This is a genomic window from Mesorhizobium sp. CO1-1-7 (assembly GCF_020164885.1).
GTDB lineage: Bacteria > Pseudomonadota > Alphaproteobacteria > Rhizobiales > Rhizobiaceae > Mesorhizobium > Mesorhizobium australicum.
Map to the genome: position 1 here is coordinate 118513 of NZ_JAIUHA010000004.1, position 23495 is coordinate 142007.

General features: G+C 63.9%; 16 protein-coding genes. 8 read left to right on the forward strand and 8 right to left on the reverse strand.

Annotated features, from left to right (window positions below):
* Positions 1 to 13: 13 nt before the first annotated feature.
* From LB516_RS09830 to LB516_RS09840, 3 genes are all read right to left on the reverse strand, one after another.
* Positions 14 to 1282 (reverse strand): SAM-dependent methyltransferase, encoded by a 1269-nt coding sequence (locus LB516_RS09830; RefSeq protein ID WP_140712399.1) that lies wholly within the window; start codon positions 1280 to 1282, stop codon positions 14 to 16.
* Between the two features lie 334 nt (positions 1283 to 1616).
* Positions 1617 to 3095, reverse strand: coding sequence for a TadE/TadG family type IV pilus assembly protein (locus LB516_RS09835; RefSeq protein WP_224719427.1), 1479 nt, complete (start codon positions 3093 to 3095; stop codon positions 1617 to 1619).
* 384 nt (positions 3096 to 3479) lie between these two features.
* Positions 3480 to 4349, reverse strand: a complete 870-nt coding sequence (locus LB516_RS09840; RefSeq protein ID WP_015315150.1) for a transglutaminase-like domain-containing protein — start codon at positions 4347 to 4349, stop codon at positions 3480 to 3482.
* 188 nt (positions 4350 to 4537) lie between these two features.
* On the opposite strand from LB516_RS09840, the gene LB516_RS09845 reads away from it, so the two are divergent.
* Complete coding sequence (locus LB516_RS09845) at positions 4538 to 5203, forward strand: HAD-IA family hydrolase (protein WP_224719428.1); 666 nt, start codon at positions 4538 to 4540, stop codon at positions 5201 to 5203.
* Positions 5204 to 5212: 9 nt separating this feature from the next.
* On the opposite strand, the gene LB516_RS09850 is transcribed toward LB516_RS09845, so the two are convergent.
* Complete coding sequence (locus LB516_RS09850) at positions 5213 to 5434, reverse strand: DUF1674 domain-containing protein (RefSeq protein WP_015315148.1); 222 nt, start codon at positions 5432 to 5434, stop codon at positions 5213 to 5215.
* Between the two features lie 105 nt (positions 5435 to 5539).
* Here LB516_RS09850 and htpX point away from each other — a divergent pair, with 105 nt between their 5' ends.
* Positions 5540 to 6562, forward strand: a complete 1023-nt coding sequence (gene htpX / locus LB516_RS09855; protein WP_224719429.1) for a zinc metalloprotease HtpX — start codon at positions 5540 to 5542, stop codon at positions 6560 to 6562.
* Positions 6559 to 7947: an RsmB/NOP family class I SAM-dependent RNA methyltransferase gene (locus tag LB516_RS09860; RefSeq protein ID WP_224719430.1), complete on the forward strand. Its 1389-nt coding sequence runs from the start codon at positions 6559 to 6561 to the stop codon at positions 7945 to 7947. Before htpX ends, LB516_RS09860 begins: the two co-directional genes overlap by 4 nt.
* A 96-nt stretch (positions 7948 to 8043) precedes the next feature.
* Here LB516_RS09860 and LB516_RS09865 read toward each other — a convergent pair whose 3' ends face one another.
* Entirely contained in the window at positions 8044 to 8976 is a 933-nt protein-coding gene (locus tag LB516_RS09865; RefSeq protein WP_224586455.1) for a phytanoyl-CoA dioxygenase family protein, read from the reverse strand.
* Positions 8977 to 9399: 423 nt separating this feature from the next.
* Here LB516_RS09865 and LB516_RS09870 point away from each other — a divergent pair, with 423 nt between their 5' ends.
* Together LB516_RS09870 and purH are read left to right on the forward strand one after the other, a co-directional pair.
* Entirely contained in the window at positions 9400 to 11124 is a 1725-nt protein-coding gene (locus LB516_RS09870) for a heparinase II/III family protein (RefSeq protein ID WP_224719431.1), read from the forward strand.
* A 104-nt stretch (positions 11125 to 11228) separates the two neighbouring features.
* Complete coding sequence (purH, locus tag LB516_RS09875) at positions 11229 to 12845, forward strand: bifunctional phosphoribosylaminoimidazolecarboxamide formyltransferase/IMP cyclohydrolase (RefSeq protein ID WP_224719432.1); 1617 nt, start codon at positions 11229 to 11231, stop codon at positions 12843 to 12845.
* Positions 12846 to 12885: 40 nt separating this feature from the next.
* On the opposite strand, the gene LB516_RS09880 is transcribed toward purH, so the two are convergent.
* Both LB516_RS09880 and LB516_RS09885 read right to left on the reverse strand, forming a co-directional pair.
* A complete protein-coding gene (locus LB516_RS09880) occupies positions 12886 to 14259 on the reverse strand; it encodes an MFS transporter (RefSeq protein ID WP_224719433.1) in 1374 nt (457 codons plus the stop codon).
* Between the two features lie 86 nt (positions 14260 to 14345).
* Positions 14346 to 19133, reverse strand: a complete 4788-nt coding sequence (locus tag LB516_RS09885; protein WP_224719434.1) for an NAD-glutamate dehydrogenase — start codon at positions 19131 to 19133, stop codon at positions 14346 to 14348.
* A 138-nt stretch (positions 19134 to 19271) separates the two neighbouring features.
* Between LB516_RS09885 and LB516_RS09890 the strand changes: the two genes are divergently transcribed.
* Positions 19272 to 19835, forward strand: a complete 564-nt coding sequence (locus LB516_RS09890) for a peroxidase-related enzyme (RefSeq protein ID WP_224719435.1) — start codon at positions 19272 to 19274, stop codon at positions 19833 to 19835.
* A 141-nt stretch (positions 19836 to 19976) separates the two neighbouring features.
* On the forward strand, positions 19977 to 21797 hold the full coding sequence (locus tag LB516_RS09895; RefSeq protein WP_224719436.1) for an aromatic amino acid ammonia-lyase: 1821 nt from the start codon (positions 19977 to 19979) through the stop codon (positions 21795 to 21797).
* 2 nt (positions 21798 to 21799) lie between these two features.
* On the opposite strand, the gene LB516_RS09900 is transcribed toward LB516_RS09895, so the two are convergent.
* The gene (locus LB516_RS09900; protein ID WP_140616554.1) at positions 21800 to 22411 is read right to left on the reverse strand and encodes a LysE family translocator; all 612 of its coding nucleotides are present in this window, start codon (positions 22409 to 22411) and stop codon (positions 21800 to 21802) included.
* Positions 22412 to 22848: 437 nt separating this feature from the next.
* Between LB516_RS09900 and LB516_RS09905 the strand changes: the two genes are divergently transcribed.
* Positions 22849 to 23475, forward strand: coding sequence for a DUF1062 domain-containing protein (locus LB516_RS09905; RefSeq protein ID WP_224719437.1), 627 nt, complete (start codon positions 22849 to 22851; stop codon positions 23473 to 23475).
* The last annotated feature ends 20 nt before the right edge of the window (positions 23476 to 23495 follow it).

The window sequence follows — 23495 nt, forward strand, 5'->3', positions numbered from 1 at the left end:
TTCCGGCCCAAGCCTATCGATAAAGATCCGCCCGCGTCGGTGGCAGGCCGCTCGGGCCTCGCGCGCGTTTGGTGGCGACAGTCTGGAATATCTGCGCCGAGGCGCGTTCGAAGGTGATGGAGCAGCCGCTCAGGTAAAGCAGCCACAGCCGCGCCTTGGCTTCGCCGACCTCGGCGATCGCCTCGTCGAACCGCGCCTGCAGACGCTCGGCCCACAGCCTGCAGGTGCGGGCATAGTGCTCGCGCAAATTCTCGACGTCATAGACGAGGAAGCCGTGTGCTTCGAGATTGCCTGATGTCATGCCGATCGTGTCGAGTTCGCCACCCGGGAAGATGTATTTGATCAGCGCCTTGTATTCCGGCCCCTTGCGCAGGGTCTTCTTGATGTCGCCCTTGCTGCGCCTTGTGATGGCGTGATGCAGATAGATGCCGCCCGGTTTCAGCAGCCGGTGGACAGCGGAGAAATAAGCGGCATGGTTTGCCAGGCCCAGATGCTCGAACATGCCGATGGACGATATCTTGTCGAAGGTGCCGGTGAGCTCCGCATAGGACTTTATCTCGATGGTGATTTTGTCCTCCAGACCCTCGGCGCGAATGCGCTCGCGCGCTAGTGAGGTCTGGGCTTGCGACAGCGAGACGCCGTGTCCGACGACACCATAGTTTTTCGCGGCGTGGATCAGCATCGCGCCCCAGCCGCAGCCGATGTCGAGCAATCTTTCGCCGGGCTTCAGCCGAAGCTTGCGGCAGATATGGTCGAGCTTGTCGACCTGCGCTTCGTCGATGCCGTTTGCGAAATCCTGGAAATACCCGCAGCTATAGACCATGCGCTCGTCGAGAAAGAGCCCGTAAAAGGCGTTCGAGATATCATAGTGATGCTGGATCGCCTCCTTGCTGGAGCCGCTGACGAACGGGTTGCGCCCGGCGAGATCAACTCGCGACGCCATCTGCTTTCTCGAAAACAGCACCGCCGGCAAGTCACGCAGAAGCGCCCGTTTCGGCAATGCCTTCAGCTTCGACCGCAGCTTGCCCGTCGAAGGCAGGGCATAGAAATCGAACAGCGATCCGTCCTCGATGTCGACTGCCTTGGAAATCCACATCTCGATAAGAGTCGACAGGGACGGTCGGCGAACGATCTGCCAGACAATATCGTGGTCGTTGATGATCAGCACGGGGCCGGTGGCGGGGCCGATCCGCTCGCCGGTCCACAGCCTGACCGCGAAGCCGGGCTTGATCGCCTCGACTACCGTTCGAACGATGCGCGCAGCTCTTTCGGTGGCGTCCATGCCCTTCCCCGCAGTCGATGACGCGATGTTGTCCTTTTGGGCCGCGGATCGCAAGCACGTCACGCTTTTTCCACCCGGCATCTTGTCATTTGCTGCAACGCACCCCATCATGAGTGTGTGTTCAACAAATCGAAAGGAGGTGATCCGATGTCGAGTGATTTCGTTTTCCAGAACGTGGGCTCAGCGGATTGCACTTTCGGGAAGCAGTCTTCCCGTTAAGGCGCGAGATGCGCGGTCGGTGACGTAAGCGTCACCACCATTGAGCCGCGCCATGGACGGAAACACGGAAGGCCGCCGGCTTCGAAAGAAGCGGCGGCCTTTTCCTTTTTACGGTCTATTGGGTCAGTACGACCTTTTCGGTGTTGCGGATGATTTCCTGAAAGGCATTATCCAATTCCAGCCCGGTGGACACCTCGAAATAATGTCTCTCGGCGGCGGAGGCGTCTTTCGAAGAACAATCCTTTAGCACCGCCTTTGCCTGATCCCTCTCGGTTGCCGACATATCCTTATCGTTGAGGTCGAAGCCGATGGTGAAAATCTCGATGTCGTCATTTTTCATATTGTCGCACAGCGTTTCAGCATTGCCGCGCGCAAGATTGCCCTGGCTGTTGTATCTCCCAGCAACACCCGCGAAGGCGGTATTGAACTGGCCATCGGTCATCAGGATCGCAACCTTGGCGACCTTCTTCGCATCGGCGTTCGAAGCGCCGTTGCCGAGACCGGCATTCTCGATCGCAGCGCGCCATTGCGGCGACAGCATGTAATAGGTCCACTGAATGGCGATCGCGCCGGCCGTATAACCATCGGCCTGGAAGTCGTCGATCGAATCAAGCAATGCCTCCGAATCCGCGGTCAGCGGGATCACTTGCGCGTCAGGACACTTGTTCATTCCCTGGTCGCTGAGATGATCGTCCCGATTTACCAGGGCATAATATTTCTTGCCGTTCCTGTCTATGCGAACCGTGTCAGGGCCATCGGCGCTCAAGTCGGCATCGCCGTTCTTATTCTTGCGCTCGGTAGCGCAACTATCCGGGTGTGGCATGGCCGCCCCAACAATGGAGACGTAGTCGCTGAAGGACGGCAGCAGATTTTTGCCCGTCTTGGCAACGAGAAGCGAACTGCCGGCGACGGGTGGTAGTTCAGAACTCCCTTGCTTCTCGGCATAGACGTTTTCGGCCAGTTTTCCGGCGTTCACGCCAGATGCATAGGGCACAATCGCGACACGGACGCGGGGGTTCTTCGGGTCTTGGTTCTCGAGCATCGTCTTGACGGCGTTCGTCGCGGCGACTTTCAGATCGCCGATCTTGTTGACGTTGCCCCGCCTGGCCATCGATCCCGTTATGTCGAGCATCATGGCTACCTCTATCTGCTTGTCGGAATAGAGCGCTGTGGTGGAAGCGCCGACGCGCTGCATGTCACCGGTGCTGAACAACGGGAAATAGAGGCCGACATCGACGTGGGCATCCGCCTGGACCGTGTTGGCGGTCCTGTCGACGATCAGCTTGTCGAGCACGATCTGGCCAGCGTGCAGAATGCCCCCCGTGCCGTTGGCGTCGAGAAAGGCCTGCACGGATTTGTTTGCGTCGGCCTCCTTGATGGCGCCGGTGGTCAGGTCACGTGCCGTCGATGTCACTGCCGCGTCGATCACGCCCTGCAGGCTCGATCTGGCGTTGTAGAGCTGCGTGATATTGACCGAGAAGCCTGCGGCCAGCGCCAAGACCGAGGCAGCAAAGCCGAACAGGACCGCGAAATTTCCACTGCGGTCTCTGGCGAAGCCGCCGACCGCGTGAACAAGACCCCCGTAATTCCGCATCCAACAGCCTCCACTTGCCTCGGCCTCGTCGCCGCATCGGGGGCAATGCAGGATTCCAGCCGGAACGGGAGGCGACCCGATCCGCGATCGGGAATTCACCAGCAGAACATTGCTTTTATTGGATTTTCACGGGGTAAGAAGGTGAACGGTCGGTAAACGTCAGCGTGTATCCGCGCGCACCTTTACCGGACGCTTACCATGCCCATAGCGAAGTGCTGGTCCGGTGTCCGGCGACGTCTTGTTGCGGCACAGCATCTCTGTCCCGAAGCGGGCCAACTGTCCCAGGATTGCGAAGCATGTCGAGGCACAAACCCGGCCAGGTGTGTTGAGATTCAGGTCAGGTCAAGCCATTTGCAGCCCGGCCTCACCTGAATATCAACGCAGCTAGGCCAGCATCCGCGCGCTGACCGTCCTGTCGATGCCGTGATAGGGTGGATTGAACAGCCTGCCTTCCTGTTCGTAGGTCCATACCTTGAACAAGCTCAGCCGGTGCGGGCCGAAACTGTGCAGCAAGGGAACGTCGGTGGCGTCGCGGCCGCGCGCAATGACGACGCGACCGGTCCTCGGCCGGTTGTGGCGCGGGTCGAATGTATACCACTTGCCGTCCAGGAAGGCTTCCATCCAGGCCGAGAAATCCATCGGCGCGGGATCCGCCGGCACGCCGATATCGCCGAGGTAGCCGTTCACGTAGCGCGCCGGAATGTTCATGCAGCGGCAGAGCGTGATCGCCAGATGGGCAAAGTCTCGGCACACCCCGACACGTTCCTCGTGCGCTTGCGCGGCGGTGCGGGTCGAACGGGCATAGCCGTAGCCAAAGGACAGGCGGTTATGGACATAGTCGACGATCGCCTGCACCCGCGCCCAGCCGGAAGGAAGATGGCCGAAGAGCTGCCAGGCAAGGTTACTCAGATGATCCGTCTCGCAATAGCGGCTGCCCAAGAGATAGAACAGCACCTCGTCAGGCAGCTCGGCGACGGGCATTTCCCGGGCCAGCGTATTGACCTCATCCGTCTCGCCGCTGTCCTCCACGACCGCGTCATAAAGGATGCGAAAGCCGCCGGCCGGCGCCGTGAAGCGGCGGCAGGCATTGCCGTGCAGGTCATGATAGAGTCTGGTCGGCACCGAAGGCGAGGTCAGGACACGCGTCTGCCGCTTGATGTCGGCCTGCCTGTCCTTGTGAATCTCGAGCAGCGAAATCACCGGAGTGGCCTCGGCGCATTCGATGGCAATCTCATAGCCGAGGCGTATCAGCATGGGCGTCGTCCCTGGTTCGCGGGGAATTGTACGTTTGAAACGTTGCAAGGTGACGGTGGTTCCCTGGATCGCGTCCCAAATGCGCTCCCGCGCCTTTCCCCAAATGCGCTCGCGCGCCTTTCCATGTCAGCGCCTTGGCGTTACGGTTGCGTCCTCCCTCGACCCCTCCCCACACTTCAAGGAAAATCATGTTTGCTGGCAGAAAATTCGCCGCCTTCCTCTTCGATATGGACGGCACGCTCATCAATTCCATCGCCTCGGCGGAGCGGGTCTGGGGCGATTGGGCGCGGCGCCACGACCTCGATGTCGCGGCCTTCCTGCCGACGATCCACGGCGTACGGGCGATCGAGACCATCACCGCCCTGGCGCTTCCGGGCGTCGACCCGGGACACGAAGCGGATCTGCTGCTGAAGGCCGAGGCCGACGATCTCGACGGCATCGTCCAGATCGCCGGCGCCGTGGCATTCCTCAATTCCCTGCCGCCGGAGCGCTGGGCGATCGTAACCTCGGCGCCACGCTCGTTGGCGCGTGCACGCATGAAGGTCGCCGGCATTCCCGTCCCTGCGGTCCTCGTCGCGGCGGAGGACGTTTCCAGCGGCAAGCCGGCGCCAGATTGCTTCCAGCTCGGCGCAAGACGCCTTGGCTTCGACGCGCGCGATTGCCTGGTGTTCGAGGACGCCCCGGCCGGCATCGCGGCGGCGGAGGCGGCGGGCGCTTCGGTCATGGTGATCAACGCCACGCACCAGCACCCCCTGGCAACACAGCACGCCGCGATATCAGGTTATGACGCAATCGGCATCACCGTCGACGAGCGAGGCTGGGTTGCGCTCGAGCCGCAGCGCAACGCTGCTTGAGATCAGTCGCTAGAAATCACTGGTCAGGCCTTTGACCTCCCAGTCACCATAGCGGCCGGGCTCCTTGCCGCCACGGCCGCCGATCTCCCGCGGAAGTGCTGCTTCCTTGCGGCGGTAGTCCTGCCGCCTTGCCTCGGCTTCCTGCAGCGCGCGGCGGGCGGCGGGCGTCAGCTCCCGTGGCGGCGTGCCATCGTCCGGGCCGGGCGGCGTTTTACTGGTTTCGTCGTTCATGCGATATTTCCAGTGGATTGAAACGGGAACGGGCGTTTCCCATCATATAGCGATGACCTCACGAGGATCGAGCCTTTTTCACCACCATCCGGACAGGAGCAGACGATGAATACCATTCGCACCGCCATGCTTCTCGCCGCCATGACGGCGCTGTTCATGGGCGTCGGCTTTTTGATCGGCGGTTCGGGCGGCATGATGATCGCGTTGGTCATTGCCGCCGGCACCAATTTGTTCAGCTACTGGAACGCCGACAAGATGGTGCTGTCGATGAATCGCGCCGTCGAGGTCGACGAGAAAAACGCGCCGGAATATTACGCCATCGTCCAGGCGCTGGCCAAGCAGGCCGGCCTGCCGATGCCCAGGACCTATCTGATCGACAATCCGCAACCGAATGCCTTTGCCACCGGACGCAATCCGCAGAACGCGGCGGTCGCCGCCTCCACCGGCCTGCTGCAGCGGCTGACCCATGAGGAGGTCGCCGCCGTGATGGCGCATGAGCTCGCCCACGTCCAGCACCGCGACACGCTGACCATGACCATCGTCGCCACCTTTGCCGGCGCCATCTCGATGCTCGGCAATTTCGCCTTTTTCCTCGGCGGCAGCCGCGAAAACAACAATCCGTTCGGCTTTGTCGGCGTGCTGGCGGCGATGATCGTGGCGCCCTTCGCCGCCATGATCGTGCAGATGGCGGTCAGCCGTACTCGCGAGTACGAGGCCGACCGGCGCGGCGCCGAAATCTGTGGACACCCGCTGTGGCTGGCCTCCGCGCTTGACAAGATCGCCCGCGGGGCCGAACGCATTCCCAATCCCGATGCCGAGCGCAATCCGGCGATGGCGCATCTCTTCATCATCAACCCCCTGCATGGCGAGCGCATGGACAGTCTGTTCTCCACCCATCCGAGCACCGACAACCGCATCGCCGCGCTGCAGGCGATGGCACAGCGGATGGGCGAAGGCGCTCCGCCAGCCACGCAGCGCCAAGCGCCGATGTCAACCCAGGCTGACGAGCCGGAGATGACCGGACCGTGGGGCAAGCCAGCCGCGCCAGAACCGGCGACCGGGCCAGCCAGCCCAAAATCCAATCCGTGGGGTCGCAATCCGACCGGGCCCAAGGGCCGGTGGTCGTGAGCGTCGCGGGCAGGGCACCTCGACGCACGGTTCCAGGCGATCAGGATCACAATGCCGGCGGCGAATTCGTTGCCGGCCTTGCCGCGCGCAAGGCGGCGGCGCGACTGCTGGCCGCCGTCATCGACGCCCGCACGCCGCTCGACGGCCTGACCGATCACGAGAACGGCCATCCGCAATACAAGGCGCTCGATCTGCGCGACCGTGGCCTGGTACGCGCCATACTGGTCACCGCGCTGCGCTACCGCATGACCATAGCGGGGCTCCTGGCGCGGCGCCTGGAAAACCCGCTGCCGCCCAACGCAACCGCCTTGTCCCATATCCTGTATGTGGCGGCGGCGCAGATCCTGTTCCTCGATATTCCCGACAGCGCCGCCGTCGACCTCGCGGTGACCCACGCCAAGTCCGATCCTCGCACGCAGCGCTTTTCCGGCCTGGTCAACGGTGTGCTGCGCACGCTCGCGCGGGCCAAGGAATCCGAGCTTCCGGCCGCGCTTGCCGCCACCGACGAAGCGCCGAAATGGTTTTCCGACCGGCTGAAGGCCGCTTACGGCGCCGAGAAGGCCCGGCGGATCCTGGCTGCCCACCGCCACGAGGCGCCGGTCGATTTCTCGGTCAAGGCCGATCCCGAACTCTGGGCCGAAAAGCTTGGCGGCATTGTCCTGCCGACGGGCACGGTTCGGGTGGAGAAGCTTGCCGGCGCCGTCACCGAATTGCCGGGCTTCGCGGAGGGTGCATGGTGGGTCCAGGACGCGGCCGCCAGCTTGCCGGCAAGACTGTTCGGCGATGTCAGCGGATTGCGCGTCGCCGATCTCTGCGCCGCGCCCGGCGGCAAGACCGCGCAGCTCATTCTCGCCGGTGCCAAGGTCACCGCCGTCGACACTTCGAAGAACCGGCTGGCGCGGTTGACGCAGAACCTTGCGCGCCTCGGCCTCTCCGCCGAAATCGTCCAGGCCGATCTGCTCAAATACGAGCCGGCGGAGTTGTTCGACGCCGTGCTTCTCGACGCGCCATGTTCCTCGACCGGTACCGTTCGGCGACATCCCGACGTGCCGTGGACCAAGACGGCGGCGGACGTCGAAAAACTCGCCGACCTGCAACGCAGGCTGCTCGCCCGCGCCGTGATGCTGGTCAGGCCCGGCGGCCGGATCGTCTTTTCCAATTGTTCGCTCGATCCGCGGGAAGGCGAGGAACTCTACCGCGCCTTCCTGGTCGACAATCCGGGGGTGACCACCGATCCGATCCGGCCGGGTGAATTTGCCTGTCTCGACCCGTTCCTCACATCCGATGGCGCGCTGCGCACCACGCCCGCCGACATGGTGCTGGGCGCACCCGCGATTTCCGGCCTCGACGGCTTCTACGCGGCCCGCATGCGGCGTGCCGGCTAAAGCAATCCCAGGAAAAGCGTGTAACGGTTTTCCGTCCGGAATTGCGTGAAGACAAAGAGTTAGAGCGGGCGGCGATCCCATCGAGCGCTGAACGCTCTAAAGCATGTCATCAAGGCTCCAATGACTGCCCCAGCGGGCATCGATTTCGTCGTCGACATTCTGGTAGCGGATATCCGTCGACAGCCGGATCAGCCCATCGAGGCTCTGGTTGGTCGTCGAGGCATGGATCATGTAGGGCGAGTGAAGGACGATGTCGCCCGCTTCGAAATCCGCCATCAGCCAGCGCGTGTCGAACCGCTCCGCCATATCGGGCAGGTCCTTCGACACCCAGCCGCCCTCACTCATGTTGCGATTATAGGCACTGATGCGCTCCTGCGGACTGAGAGCGGAATTGTCCTTGTTGAACTGTCTCTCCAGGGCGGCGCCGACGGCGTGTGATCCCTCCAGGTAGACCAGGCCGCCCATGTCGATGGTCGTGTCGCCGATCGGTATCCAGGTCGTCACCACCCGGTTGGTGCCTCCGCGCAGATAAACGAGATCGTAATGCGCCGGCGTCGCGGTGGCCGTTCCAGGCAAGGTGAAGCGCATGATCTTGCGTTTGTGCAGATAGGATAGGCCGCCCACGAAACCATCCATCAAGCGCGACAGGCGCGGCTGCGCGCAGAAGCCTTCATAACCGGTTGACCGGACCACCGACATCAGCCGGCGCTCGGCGAGCTGACGGTCGATGGCACGATCCGAAGCGATGCCGAGCGAGGGATCCGTCCCGGGTTCCAAAAGCCCGCTCTCGGCAAGATGGGAAAGCACCCAGCCACGAAAATCGATCACTTCCCTGCGGGGCAAAAGGCCCTTCAGCCAGACATAGCCTTGGGTCGCATAAAGATGCCGGATGGCTTCAATGCCGACGGACGGGTCGGTCGCGGAAAGGTATCCGAGCCTGTTCGGCATTGTCGACAGCAGCTTGCCGTCAGCTGTGAGGGCAACCGGCGGGGTGTCCGGAAATGCCTGCTCATCCGTTGATACCGACATTTCAATCACCTGGATCGGTTCGACCTTGGCCGGAGAATACCTTATCATTCGGCCCCTTCCTATGGATAGGAAACCGACCTCCATCTGCTCACGCCGTTTCAGCCGCGCATCCTGTTCGCGAGGCAATTGCGGCGGCTACCGATTCGATCGAACGGTCGCGACGAGGGTCTATATCGGCGATGCCTTCCGCGTTCTGCGGCCCTTTCGGGACCGCGAAAACTGCTGGCCCAGCGCGTTTGGCCGCCGCCGCAAGAAGACATAAGTCGCAGGAAACCGGCTGTATGGCCCGGAAAAGACGTGACTTTTTTAGGGGCGACCCGGCCACGGCCCCGTTGCGCGCCTTACCGAGGCGAAATCCGCCTTCGCATAAGTTCTTGAATCATATAAGCTTGTGCTTGGGATAGAGGACGACCAGGAGGGGTTTTGGCACTTGCTGCCGGCAACACGACGCGTCTGTGGACGCTGGTCGCGAAGGAGTTCTGGCGCAAGACGCGCCGGCGCCTGCGCGCCGGGCCGATCTATCGCTGGCGCTATTCGGGCCGCACGCCCGAACGTGTCCTGATCGCACCGCCGGACCTGCGCCTCGCCGATCCGCAGATCGCGCTCGAGATCTACTACGGCCGTTATCCCCTGTCCGGCCACCTGGTCGAGACCGGCGGCAAATCCCCTTTCCAGATCAATGTCCCCAATCACGGTTGGCAGAAAACGCTGCATGGCTTCCGCTGGCTGCGCCATATGCGCGCCGCCGGCACCGAGCTTGCCGCCGCCAACGCCCGTGCCCTGGTTTCGGACTGGATCGCCATGCATGGCAATCATATTTCGGGCGTTGCCTGGGAGCCAGGCACGACCGCCAAACGCATCATTGCCTGGCTGCAGCACTCCTCCATCGTGCTGCAGGGTGCTGAGTTCCCCTTCTACCGCGCTTTCCTGAAATCGCTGGCCATGCAGATCCGCTATCTCAGGTCGATGGCGCGCGAAATGCCCGACGGCAAGGACCGGCTGCGCGCCCGCATCGCGCTGGCCTTCGCGGCGCTGTCCCTGCCGGCGCCGGCTTCGGCGCTGCGCGGCGCCACCCGCAACCTCGCGGGGGAACTCAATCGCCAGATCCTTGCCGACGGCGGTCACATCTCGCGCAATCCAATGGCGGTGCTGGAAATCCTCGCCGACCTCCTGCCGCTGCGCCAGACCTATGCCAACCAGGCCGAAGCGCCGCCGCAGGCGCTGATCGGCGCCATCGACCGCATGCTGCCGGCACTGCGTTTCTTCCGCCACCAGGACGGCAGCCTCGCCCGATTCAACGGCATGGGCGCCACCATCCATGACCGCATCGCCACCATCCTGCGCCATGACGACACCGCCGGCGCACCGCTGCTGCATGCGCCGCATTCGGGCTATGAGCGGCTGGCGATGGGCGGCACCACCGTCATCGCCGATACCGGCCTGCCGCCACCGGTCGACGTGTCCAATGCAGCGCATGCCGGCTGCCTTGCCTTTGAACTGTCGTCGGGCCGCCAGCACTACATCGTCAATGCCGGCATCGACACCTACGGCGCCGCCGAGTTCCGGCCGCTGGCCCGCGCCACCGCCGCGCATTCGACGGCCACCATCAACGACACGTCTTCGGCGCGTTTCACCCACGCGCTGCGGGTAAACGACCAGTTGGGTTCACCGTTGATCGGCGGCCCGCAGCAAGTGCAGTGCAAGCGCATCGACCAGAAGGGCGTCCACGGCTTCATCGCCCGTCATGACGGCTATCTCCAGCGTTTCGGCTTCCTGCATGAGCGCGAGCTGAAACTCTCCTCGGACGGCAATGTGCTGGCGGGCCGGGACCGGTTCCAGCGGCCGGGCAGCACAGCGATCCGCAACAATGGCCGCGATTTCATCACCGTGCGCTTTCACATCCACCCCGACATCAATCTGCTGCAGGACGAGCAGGAGCGGCTGGTCCTGACCGGCGATCAGGCCGATACCTGGGTGTTCACCTCCAGCGAAGTGGTGCCCGAAGTTGAGGAATCGATCTATTTCGCCGGTCTTGGCGGTCCGCGCCGCAGCCGCCAGATCGTGCTCGCCTTCAAGGCGTCGGAAATTGCCGATGTCCACTGGCAGCTGACCCGCACAAAGGTCGCCGGTTATCCCGAAAACAATTGAGCTTGCGGCGGCAATGGCATGCCGCGAAAAAGCCAACGCTTGATTTCCGAGCCTCATGTGCTACGGCGCGGGCACGCTCCTCCAGACATGAAAGGCCGCCAGCCATGGCCGTTCCTGCCAAGAACATTCCCGCCCCGGACCTCGTTCCGGTCCGCCGTGCGCTGCTCTCCGTTTTCGACAAGACGGGCTTGATCGACTTTGCCAGGGCACTGGCCGCGGCCGGCGTCGAGCTGGTCTCCACCGGCGGCACGGCAAAAGCGATCGCCGAGGCCGGCATGGCGGTGCGCGACGTCTCCGAGCTCACCGGCTTCCCCGAGATCATGGATGGCCGCGTCAAGACGCTGCACCCGTCCGTGCATGGCGCGCTGCTTGGCGTGCGCGACGACCCCGAGCACGCATTGGCGATGCGCAAATACGGCATCGAGCCGATCGATCTCGTCGTCTCCAATCTTTACCCGTTCGAGGACGTCCGCCGCTCCGGCGCCGACTACGCGGCGATCGTCGAGAACATCGACATTGGCGGCCCGGCGATGATCCGCGCCTCGGCCAAGAACCACGCCTATGTCGCCATCGTCACCGATCCCGGCGATTACGCCGCTGTGCTCAACGCGCTGGAGATGAACATCGGCTCTCTGTCGTTGGATTTCCGCAAGAAGCTGGCGGCGAAGGCCTTCGCCCGCACCGCCACCTACGATGCGGCGATCTCGGGCTGGTTCGCCGAGGCGCTGGAGATCGAGCATCCAACCTGGCGCGCTTTCGGCGGCAGGCTGGCCGAGGTGATGCGCTACGGCGAGAACCCGCACCAGGGCGCCGGCTTCTACGTCAATGGCGACAAACGGCCGGGCGTCGCCACGGCGCGGCAGCTGCAGGGCAAGCAGCTATCCTACAACAACATCAACGATACCGACGCCGCTTTCGAATTGGCCGGCGAATTCGATCCCAATCGCTCGGCCGCCGTCGCCATCATCAAGCACGCCAACCCGTGCGGCGTGGCCGAAGGCACATCGCTGAAAGCGGCCTACGCAAAGGCGCTCGCCTGCGACCCGGTCTCGGCCTTCGGCGGCATCGTCGCCTTGAACCGCACCCTTGACGCGGAGGCGGCCGAGGAAATCGTGAAAACCTTCACCGAGGTGATCATCGCGCCCGACGCCACCGACGAGGCCGCGGCAATCATAGCTGCCAAGAAGAATTTGCGCCTGCTGGTCACCAGCGGCCTGCCGGACCCGCGCACGGCCGGCACGACGGTCAAGTCGGTTTCAGGCGGCCTGCTGGTCCAAGGCCGCGACAATGCCGTGGTCGACGACCTCGACCTGAAGGTGGTAACGAAGCGCGCGCCGACGCCGGCTGAAATGGCCGATCTCAAATTCGCCTTCCGCGTCGCCAAGCACGTCAAGTCGAACGCCGTAATCTACGCCAAGGACGGCGCCACGGTCGGCATCGGCGCCGGCCAGATGAGCCGGGTCGATTCTTCGCGCATCGCCGCGCGCAAGGCGATCGACGCAGCGGAGACGGCAGGCATGGCCGAGCCGTTGACCAAGGGCTCGGTGGTCGCTTCGGATGCCTTCTTCCCCTTCGCCGACGGCCTGCTGTCGGCCATCGAAGCCGGTGCCACCGCCGTGATCCAGCCGGGCGGTTCGATGCGCGACGACGATGTCATCGCCGCCGCCGACGAACACGGCATCGCCATGGTGTTCACCGGCGTACGGCATTTCCGGCACTAACCTGCCGCTCGGCGGCCAGTGGGGTGAATTATCGAAGCATCTACTCCGGCCGATCCGCCGGATATGGCGTGCGAACCAGGATCGCCATGCCGATGGCCAGGAACAAAATAATCGCCGCCATGCCAAGCCGGGCCGAGCCGCTGGTGGCGGTAATCGTCGCCACCATGAACGGCGCCAGGAAACTGGTCGCCCGACCGGCCAGCGCATAGATGCCGAAATAGCGACCGGATTCGGCTGCGGTCACGCTGCGCGCCATGTAGGAGCGCGACGAGGCCTGCACCGGCCCGAAGGCCAGGCCGATCAGCAGGCCGTACATGATGTAGGCCTTTTCGGCCGCCGTACCGAACAGGCCGCCTGAATCGGAGGTCGAAAGCTGGATCAGCCCGAGCAGCGTGAATCCAGGCCCGGTCGAGACCACGCCGATAGTGGCGATGGACAGCATGACCAGCGAGATCATCACCACCGCCTTGGAGCCCAGCGCGGTGTCCAGGCGGGCGGCGACCCAGCAGCCGAAGATGGCGACGATATTGAGGATGATGCCGAACATCCCGATCTCGGTGATCGACCAGTGGAACATGCCCGCCGCGAAGGTGCCGCCCAGCGCCAGCAAGGCATTGACGCCATCCTGGTAGATCATGCGGGCGACGAGAAAGCGGAAGATGCCGCCGCGCTTGCGCACCTCGGCCAGTGTCGATTTCAGCTCCGACAGGCCCTCGCGCACCGCCGGCCCGATCGGGATGCCCTTGATGGCGTCGGGCGTAAAGAAAAACATCGGCAGGATGAACAGGAAATACCAGCCCGCCGACAGCGGCCCGGTGGCGCGAGCATCCTCGCCCAGTTGCGGATCGAGCCCGAACAGCGGGGTGATGCCGATGATCGTCTTGCCGGTCTCCGGCGAGCCGGCCAGGCAGGTGACGACGAAGATCAGTGCGATCATGCCGCCGAGATAACCGAGGCCCCAGGCCATGTTGGAGATGCGGCCGATCTCGCTCTTCGGCACCAGCCGCGGCATCATGGAATCGTTGAAGACAGTGGAGAACTCCGCCGCCACCGACGCCAGCGAGAACAGCGCCACGACCAGGAACAGGTTGGAACCCGGCGCGGCGAACCAGAGCAAGGTGAGACTGGTGATCTTGATCGCCGCGAAAAACGCGATCCACGGCTTGCGCGGCCCGGTCTGGTCGGCGATCGATCCGAGGATCGGCGATAGCACCGCGATGACCAGTCCGGCCGCGGCGATGCCATAACCCCAGACGGCCTGGCCAGTGATTGGATCGCCCGCCATGCGCGAAACGAAATAGGGGCCGAAGATGAAGGTGGTGACGACCGTGAAGAACGGCTGCGCCGCCCAGTCGAAGAACATCCACCCCCAGATGCCGCGCCCGGATGCCCGCTGCACTGTCTCTACCGCCATAGTGATTCCCCCGGCGTCCGCTCCGCCCCATTTCGGGCGCCATGTCTGCATGTTTCGAATGATCATGCAAACGGACAACCGCTGGCTCACATGCCCGTCAGATCGCTCATCAGCCCAGACGCAACCGACAGCCGCGACACGGTGATGTCGCCGCCCTCCGTCAACGCCTGCAGCCGTTCGCGGATGCGCGCCACCCGCTCGCCACCGGCTTCGAGCCAGGCCGCCACCGGATTGGCCGCCTCGGCATGGCCGGTAAGCGCGGCGATAGCGATGCCGCGCCGCGCCGCGCCGATCGTGTCGGTGGCGCGGGACAGAGCGAGCTGGTCATAATAGTCCGATGGCGTGATCGAGCGCGCCGCATCCTCGACGCGCGGGATGCGGAAGGCATCGCTGACGGCGAAGAACGCCTTGGCCGCCGCGACGATATCGGCGCCGGCGGTGCGGGCCGTCAGCGCGACGTCCGGGATGAGCTCCGCCGCCTCGCTCATCGCCAGCTGCTCGGCCAGCTTTTCCGGTGCGCCCGCCTTGAACAGCCCGTGCCGCTTCTCCTCGATCCGCTCGCGCGAAAAAGCCGGCAGCAGCGAAACGAGCTTGGGCTCCAGCGCCTTGCGCGCATCCTGCAGTTCGGCGATGCGCTGGCCGAGCGGTGCCGTGCCGGCATCGTTCTTCAGGTACCAGCCGCTGCTCATATAGATAAGCCGGCTCACCATCTGATAGAGATCGAGTTGCACCTGGCCGTCGACCAGGTTGTCGAGCGCGTCGATCTCGCGATAGAGCGCGGGCAGCGCAAAGCCATCGCGCACCACGGCGAAGGTGCGCACCACATCGGCTGCGGTGCGCCCCGTCGCCTCCTGCAGCCGGTTGACGAAGGACGGCCCGCCGCGATTGACCAGATCGTTGGCGACGACACGCGCGATGATCTCGCGGCGCAGCCGGTGGCCGTGGATCTCGGAAGCGTATTTCTTCGCCATCCGGTCCGGGAAATAGCCCATCAGGTCGCGGTCGAAATGCGCATCGTCAGGCACGTCGCTGGCGACGATGTCGGAAAACAGCACGATCTTGGCATAGGCGAGCAGCACGCCGAGCTCGGCCCGGGTCAACGGCTCGCCGCGCGCCTCGCGCTCGGCAAGGGCTGCCGGCGACGGCAGTGTTTCCACGACACGATCGAGCAGGCCGCGTGCCTCCAGCGCCGTCATGAAGCGGCTCTGATGCGCGATGTCGGCGAGGCCGCGCTTGCGGGCGATCGAAAGCGCCAGCGTCTGCTGGTAGTTGTTGGACAGCACCAGCCCGCCGACCTCGTCGGTCATCTCGGCCAGCAGCTTGTTGCGCGCCGGCCGCGTCAGCGATCCCTTGCGCATTGCCGACGCCAGCGCGATCTTGATGTTGACCTCGACGTCGGAGCAGTTGACGCCGCCCGAATTGTCGATCGCGTCGGAGTTGCAGCGGCCGCCATTCATGCCGAACTCGATGCGCGCCCGCTGCGTCACACCCAGATTGGCACCCTCGCCGATCACCTTGGCGCGCACGTCAAGCGCCGTGATGCGGACGGCATCGTTGGCGCGGTCGCCGACCTCGGCATTGGTCTCGGTCGATGCCCTGAGATACGTGCCGATGCCGCCGAACCACAAGAGGTCGACCGGCGCCTTGAGGATGGCGGTCATGATCTCGACCGGCGTGGCGGTCGTCTTGGCTAGTCCGATCGCCGCTGCTGCGGCAGCCGGCAAGGTGATCGATTTCTGGCTGCGCGAAACGATGACGCCGCCGTCCGACAGCTTGGTCTTGTCATAGTCCTGCCAGCTCGAACGCGGCAACGCGAACATGCGCTCGCGCTCTGCCATCGAGACCGCCATGTCGGGATCGGGATCGATGAAGATGTCGCGATGGTCGAAAGCGGCGATCAGCCGCGTTTTCGGCGACAACAGCATGCCGTTGCCGAACACGTCGCCCGACATGTCGCCGACGCCCACGACAGAGAAGGGCGAGGTCTGGATGTCTCGGTTCATCTCGCGGAAATGCCGCTTGACCGCTTCCCAGGCGCCCTTGGCGGTGATGCCCATCTTCTTGTGGTCGTAGCCGGCCGAACCACCGCTGGCGAAGGCATCGTCGAGCCAGAAGCCGTGCTTTTCGGAGATGGCGTTGGCGGTGTCGGAGAAGGTTGCCGTGCCCTTGTCGGCGGCGACGACGAAATAAGGATCGTCCTGGTCGCGGCGCACGACACCTGCCGGTGGAATGACGCCGTCCAGGCCGATATTGTCCGTGATCGAGAGCAGGCTGGAAACGAAGTTCTTGTAAGCCGATGTGCCGGCCTCGAAGATCGCGTCGCGTCCGGCGCTCATCGGCAGTTTCTTGGGATAGAAGCCGCCCTTGGCGCCGACCGGCACGATGACGGCGTTCTTGACCTGTTGCGCCTTGACCAGGCCGAGCACCTCGGTGCGATAGTCCTGGGCGCGGTCGGACCAGCGCAAGCCGCCACGCGCAACCGGGCCGAAGCGCAGGTGCAGGCCTTCGACCTCCGAGCCGTAGACGAAAATTTCGCGCCATGGCCGCGGCGCCGGCAATCCCTCGACCGCCTGCGACTCGAGCTTGATCGCCAGCGACTGGCCTTTCTCTTTCGTATCGGCAACGAAATGATTGGTGCGCAGCGAGGCTTCGATCAAATTGAGGTAGCGGCGGATGATGGTGTCGTCGTCAATGTTAGGCACATCCTCCAGCGCATCCTTGATCTTGGCCTTGAGGTGCTTTGCCGCCACCACGCCTTCGGTTTCGGCCGTCGGGCCGAGCCGGGCGATGAACAGCGCGTGCAGGCCGCGCGCGATCTCGGGATAGCGGTTGAGTGCGGCGGCGATGAAATCCTGGCTCTGCGGGATGCCGACCTGCTGCAGGTAACGGCCATAGGCACGCAGGATGGTGATCTCGCCCGACCACAGGCCGGCGGTCTGGGCGAGGCCGTTATAGCCGTCATTGTCGACGTCGCCCCGCCACACCGACAGGAAAGCGTCCTCGAACAGCGCACCGCCGTCGGCGAGGTCGATCGGCTTGCCGTAGCTGTTCTCCAGTTCCATGTCGTGGATGAAGACCAGGCCCGACTGGTCGTCGCCGACTTCGAAAGTCCGCTCGCTGATGACGCGGAAGCCGATGTTCTCTAGCACCGGAACGCGCCGCGACAGTGCCACCGGGCTGCCATGGTGATAGATCTTCAGCGCCGCCTGGTGCGGCTTCTGCTCGGCATGGCGGTAATAATCGATGGCGATCGGATTGCCGGCGCTGATCTTGGCTATTCGTCCGGCATCGGCCAGCGCCACGCCAGCGCTGAACGTATCCCGGTAGCTCTCTGGCAGCCGCGCGGCGATGGCTTTCAACGCCGGGTCGCTGCCGCTGGCTTCGGCCGCATCGGCAAGCGCATCTTCCCAGGTGCGCACGATGTCGCGGATCGCCGCCTCTATCGTTGCCTGCTCGACCTTCGGCGTCTTGCCGCCGGAGCGGCCGATGATGAAGTGCACGCGCGCCAGCCCGCCTTCCGGGAAAGCCGGGTAATAGGCCGACAGCCGGCCCTCGAACGCGGTTTTCAGATAGGTGCCGATCTTCTCGCGCACGACGCTGTCGTAGCGGTCGCGCGGCACGAAGACGAGGATCGAGACGAAACGGTCGAACTGGTCGACGCGCACCAGCGCCCGCACGCGCGGCCGCTCGACCAGGCCCAGAATGGCAGCGGCATGCTTGCGCAGGATCGGCACCGGAACCTGGAACAGCTCGTCGCGCGGATAGCTTTCCAGCACGTTGATCAGCGCCTTGCCGGAGTGGTCGTGGCGGTCGAACCCCGACTTGGCGATAATGGTTTCGGCCTTGGACCTGAGATACGGGATCTTCATCACCGAGCGCGTGTATGCGGTCGAGGTGAACAGGCCGACGATGCGCAGTTCGCCCGCCAACGCACCTTTGGCGCTGTAGGTCTTGACGCCGATGTAATCGAGATAGATGCGCCGGTGCACCAGCGACTTGGCATTGGCCTTGGTGACGATCAGCGGCTCCGGTCCGTGCAGGAAAGCGCGGATTTCCGGCGTCGTCGTCACCGCCTCGGTGCCGCGTCTCAGCACCAGCACGTCCGGGTCGGTCAGGATGCCGAGGCCGGGTTTTTCGGCGCGCTCCAGATTGCCGCTTTCCTCGCCGCCTGTGTACTTGAATTCACGCATGCCGAGGAAAGTGAAATTGTCGTCGCGCAGCCACTCCAGGAAGGCGATCGCCTCGGCGACGCTCTTCTTGTCGAGCGGCACCGCCGAATAGCGGAATTCGGAGATGGCCTGATCGAGCCGGGCCAGCATCGGCCGCCAGTCGTTGACGGCGGCATGGACCTGGCCGAGCATCTTGCGCAGCCGCTCGGCCAGGCCATTTGCTTGTTCGGGCGTCAGCCGGGGAATATGGACATGGATCACGCTGAGCCGGTCGTGGCTGCCGTCATCCCTGGCGAAATTGCCATCGCCGAGGATTTCGTCGACACCCGTCTTGCCATGGCGGACCGTAATCACCGGATGGGTGACCAGGGTCGGTTCGCCGGCGGTTTCTGTAACCTCGCCGAGGATGGAATCGAACAGGAATGGCATGTTGTCGTTGACCACCGTGATGACGGTCACCGGACGGCCTTCGCGAACCACGCCCGAATCGGCGTCGACGGCGACGACGCACTCACCCTTTTTGTGGGCGGCGACCGCCTGGCCGGCGAGATCGGCGGCACGCTCGAGGTCGGCCACGTCATAGGCGGCGATATCCTCCGCCGGCGCGCGGGCGAGCAGGTAATCGGCGAGCCTGGCCGGTCTGTCATCGGCCTTTGCCGCAGGTGCCTTCTTCTTCGACTTAGCTGCGGATTTTACGCTGGCCATGACGCTTCTTCCCTCCCGTCGCATGCTTTTGCGACTATGGTAGCAGATGACCGCTGTTTGGCGACAAAGGTTTGACGGCTTGCCAAGAATTCTCGGAATTCGGCGGCAAGGCTTCGCATGACGAGGAGAAATGACACGATGAACGGCAAAATCACCGCGCTAGACCTGGCCGCCGGAGAGCTGAGCGAGCCGACAAAAGCCTATTTCGCCAAATGCGAGGAAAAGCTCGGCCTCGTCCCCAACGTGCTCAAGGCCTATGCCTTCGACGACAAGAAGCTGCGCGCCTTCACCGACATGTACAATGATTTGATGCTGGGCGAGTCCGGCCTGTCGAAGCTGGAACGCGAGATGATCGCGGTCGCCGTCTCCTCCATCAACCACTGCTACTACTGCTTGACCGCGCATGGCGCGGCGGTGCGCCAGCTCTCGGGCGATCCCCTGCTTGGTGAGATGATGGTGATGAATTTCCGCGCCGCCGACCTTTCGCCGAAGCAAACGGCAATGCTCGACTTCGCCGTCAAGCTGACCGAGGAGCCGGCCAGGATCGTCGAGGCCGATCGCGCGGCCCTGCGCCAGGCCGGCTTCAGCGATCGCGACATCTGGGATATCGCCTCGACCGCGGCCTTCTTCAACATGTCGAACCGTGTCGCGGCCGCGATCGACATGCGGCCGAACGACGAATACCACGCCATGGCGCGATAGGGCCACGCGCGTTCCACCATCGGTCCTACTTCGCATCAAGCGTTGACAGGCGAATGCCGCCGGCTAGTTTTCCGGGAAACAAAATTTCCGAGGGGTGAACTTGATGCCCGAGGCCAACGCTTCGTGAATGGGAGTCCCCCTATGCTTGATGCAATTGCCAAACCCGGGGTTTTTCTCCGCGCCCTGACCATGACGCTGGCGCTTGCCACTCCACCCGCCCACGCCTTCGAGGCGGTGACAGCCTACCAGCCCATTTTCGAGACAGCCGCGGCCAAGACGATAACGCTGACTGGCCATGACCTGACCGTCGAACAGGTCATCGACATCGCTCGCAACGGCGCCAAGGTCGAGCTCAGCCCCGAGGCGCTGCAACGTTCGGCGGACGCTTATGGCCTGCTGCTCGAAGGTGCTGCCGAAGGTGTCACCATCTACTGGTTCAACCGTGGCGCCGGCGACCAGCGCGAGACGGTGATCTTCTCGGGCGATCCGACGACGCCGGAAAACAGCAAGCTGCTCAAGGATCAGCAGCTCGCCCGCTTCAAGGGCGGCGTCAACAGAGGCTACGGGCCGGAGCTGCAGGAAGAAGCGCTGGTGCGCGCCATCATGGCGATCCGCGCCAACACCATGTCCTACGAGCCTGCCAGCCCGCAGCTGACGCATATGCTGGTCGACATGCTGAACAAGCGGGTGACGCCGGTCGTGCAATCGCGCGGCACGCTCGGCGAAGGCGACCTCGCGACGCTCGGCAATATCGGCGCGGCCATGGTCAGCGAAGGCGAAGCCTATCTCGATGGCATCCGCATGCCGGCCACACAGGCCCTTTCGCAGGCCGGTCTGAAGCCTCTCGAGCCTTTCGCCGCCGACCAGGCCGCGCTGATCAGCACCAACGCCTACGCACAGGCACAGGCCGTGCTTTTGCTGGAGGACGCCCGAAAACTGCTGGAGTGGACCGACCTCAGCTACGCCATGGGGCTGAACGGCATGAATTCCAGCGTGACGCCGATTTCCGCACCCGTGCAATCCATGCGGCCTTACCCATGGCTGACATGGGATGCCGCGCGGGTCATGGACATGATCAAGGGCAGCTATCTCTTCGACGAGGATCAGGCCCGCATCATCCAGGATCCGGAAAGCATGCGCGCCTCCAGCCAGCGCCAGGGCTCGGCCTGGCAGGCCTGGGCGGATCTGCGCCAATCCGTGCTGCTCTCCATCAATTCGTCGGATCACAATCCGGCCGTGCTGCCGGGCCTGACGCCGCAGAGCTCGCCGGAGCTGAGCACGCCGCAATTCATGAAATATTACATCAAGGGCGGGCCGCTGAGCGGCGGCAAGTCCGGCTATATCTTCTCCAACGCCAACTGGGATCCCTATCCCATGGCCAATCAGGTCGAGGCTTTCACCATCTCTCTCACCAATCTCGGCGTCGCGGTGGCGCAGCGCATCGAGCGCTTCCGCAATCCCTTCTTCACCGTGATAAAGCCGACCGATGCGCTGAAGCCCGACGAGCGCAAGGACATCCCGACCTTCGACGGCTATCTGCCGACCGATCTCTGGCAGGAACTGGCCGACCTCGGCACGCCGGTGACGCCGAATGGCCAGGCGATCGTCGCCACCGTCGAAGACCTGGAAGGGCAGACCCGCATCAAGACGCAACGCGCCCGCGAGGCTGTCGACATATCCTTCCATCTCTTGGCGCAGGACCTGTTGACGGCAAGCTATTGGATGGAAATCCGCAAGGCGCAGAACCCGCAGCGGAAATTCGGCGAGGCGCCAACCGCGGCGCTCGAGGCGCTGCGCCAGGTGATCCCCTGGCACCAGGCGGCATCGGAACGGCAAAAGCGGCCGCTCGGCATGGTCGCCTACGATTTCATGCAGGAGAACCCGGCCTCGAAATTCTATTCCGGCGGACCGCAGGCGCCGAAGGCGGCCGCCATGCCTGCGGCCGGCGTCTTGCCCAGATAGCCTTACCGCGCCGCGATGGCCGCCGCCGCACCGGCCATCGTCGTGGCGCTGACGCGGTTGGCGATCTTCATGGCGCGCTTGCTCCTGAGGAGCTTGCGCGCCTGCGAGGCGGCGAGCACCCAGGCGAGATCGATGGCGATCAGCACCACCGCCATGGTCGCCGTCAGTTCGACCCAGCCGACGAGACTGACCGAAGCGAGGTCGATGATGGTCGGCAACAGCGCCAGGTAAAACATCATGATCTTGGGATTGCCGAGCGTGACGGCCATGCCGGCGAAAAAAAGCTTGCCGGCCGAATCCTCACGCGGCATCTCGCCCTCCTTGGCGTCGACAGGCGCCGTCCACATCTTCCAGGCGAGATAGGCCAGGTAGAGAACGCCGATCCATTTCACAACGACGAAAGCGAAATGGAAGGTCTGCGCCACCACGGCCAGCCCAAACACCGCCAGCGACAGCCAGATGCCTTCGCCAATCCACATGGCAAGCAGGAACGGAAACACATCGCGAAACCCCTTCGAGATAACGCGCGCGACAAGCGCCGCGATCGATGGGCCAGGCGAACCGGCGGCCACGAACAAGGCGGCGGCGAAAATCAGCAGCGAGGCGAGGTGCATGGCGAGGGTCTCCGCGTCAGGGCTTCACCAACCACAATAACCCGACAGCTGCGTCTCTGGCAAAGGCAAGACAATATGGGCCATGGGCGCCGACCCCTACGGCGTGACTTGCGGAGCCCCTTGCAGCCCCAGCGTCACGCCGCTAGAAGGGCCGCCGCGAAACAATTTCGAGCTTCACTTTGCCCCAGTAACCACCGGTCTCGTCAACTCCCCCGACACACCTGCATGGCGCCGCATCAGCGGTGCCTGTTTGTATTTCATGTGTTCCTTTGGGCGGCGGTTCGAGACCGGTTTGGCACTGCTGAACCGCTGTCGCTCGGCTTACCGCCAGCGACACCTGATGTCACAATCTCCGCAGCCACCCGCCACGCCGCGCCCGCATGGGCATCTCGATAGCGCCGACCGGATGAACTTCCCAACGGGAAGGACTTACCGGCATGTCTTGCGCCCTGCGCGTCCACTGGGCGATCGCGCCAGAAATCGCACCACGACCCCTGATCAACTGCAATCGCTGTGGCTTCGTGAAAGCCTACCGCTGCAGCGAGAAATTCCGCGTCAACGCCAACGGCAAGCGCATCGACGCGTGGCTGATCTATCGCTGCGTCGACTGCGACAATTCCTGGAATTTCGGCATTTTCGAGCGCTGCAACCGGCGCGATATCGCGCCGGCACTGCTGGCGGCGCTCGAAAGCAATGATCCGGCACTGGTCCGGAGCCATGCCTTCGACATCGTCGCCCTGCGCAACCAGGTGGGACGCGTCGAAGAGTTCCCTGACGCCGTCGTGCGCAAGCAGGTGATCGGCAGGATTAAGCAAGGCGCGACGGTGCTGGATCTTCGGCTTGGTCTGGAAATACCGGTATCGTTGAGGCTCGACCGGCTGCTTGCCAACGAACTCGGCATCTCGCGGTCGCGCCTTCGGGCGCTGGACGAGCGGAGGCTGCTGACCATCGAGCCGGATGGAGCAAAGGCCCTGCGCAAACCGGTCCGAGAGGGAGCGACAATCCGCATCGATCTCGCCAGCGAGCCCGACCTGCGGACCATCATCTCGGCCGCTGGTGGATGAACGAAAGAGGGCGGAGAACA